Genomic DNA, 816 nt, shown 5'->3' with positions numbered 1-816 from the left:
CATCGCCGCCCTCGCCCAGCACCTGCCGGCCGACGAGGCCGCGGCCTGGCTCGCGCCGCTGCCCGCGCTGCTGCGCCGGACCGACGACAGGGAACAGCGCGGCTTCGCGGCGGCGGTGCTCGGCGCGCTGCCGCGCATCCCGGCGGAGCTTGCGCAGACGGCGCTGGAGCAGGCCGAGGCGGATGCCGCCGCCGACCCGGTGATGGCCGCCGCCATCCCCGCCCTGATGACCTTCTCCCCGCACCTCACGCAACGCGAGGCGCGGCTGCTGCTCGACCCCACCCTGGCCGCGGTCGCGCAGCTTCCGGCACCCGATGCCGCGCCGCTGCTGCGTGCGGCGCTGGCGATCAACCCGCGCCTCGATCCCCGGCGCGCCGAGGCGCTGGCCGCCCAGGCCATGCAGGAGATCGAGGACCGGCCGAAGCGCGACGCGAACGACGCGCTGGTGCCGACGCTGCTGGCCCTCTCGCCGCATCGCGGGGCGGAGGCGCGGCTGGAGAGCGCGCGGCGCGCGCGCGCGATGCTGGCGGAGGCCAATGGCGAGCCGGACAACCTGGCGCTGCTGCTGGCGCCCGACGCCGGCGCCGCGAACCTCGCGGAACTAGCCCGCGGCATCGCCGCGCTGGCAGAAGAGGACGGGCGCGACGGGGCGCCCGCGATGGCCTCCTTGCTGGCGTATCTGGAAGGCGAGCCCTTCGCGCGGCTGGCGCTGGCCGTACTGCGCTGCCTGCCTGCCTTGCCGCGCCCGGCGCTGCTCGCCGCGCTCGCAGCGGCGGAGGGGCGGCTCGGCGACGTGCTCGGGCTTCGGCCGGCGAT

1 protein-coding gene is annotated in these 816 nt (G+C 77.8%); it reads left to right on the top strand.

All coding sequences use genetic code 11. The features are described 5' to 3' along the window. On the top strand, positions 1 to 816 hold an 816-nt coding region (locus OZN99_RS32700; protein ID WP_270939341.1), incomplete at both ends, for a hypothetical protein.

The organism is Falsiroseomonas oryzae (assembly GCF_027856955.1).
GTDB classification, from domain to species: domain Bacteria; phylum Pseudomonadota; class Alphaproteobacteria; order Acetobacterales; family Acetobacteraceae; genus Falsiroseomonas; species Falsiroseomonas oryzae.
Note: the sequence above shows the minus strand (reverse complement) of the source record. Positions and strands in the feature narration are given on the sequence as shown.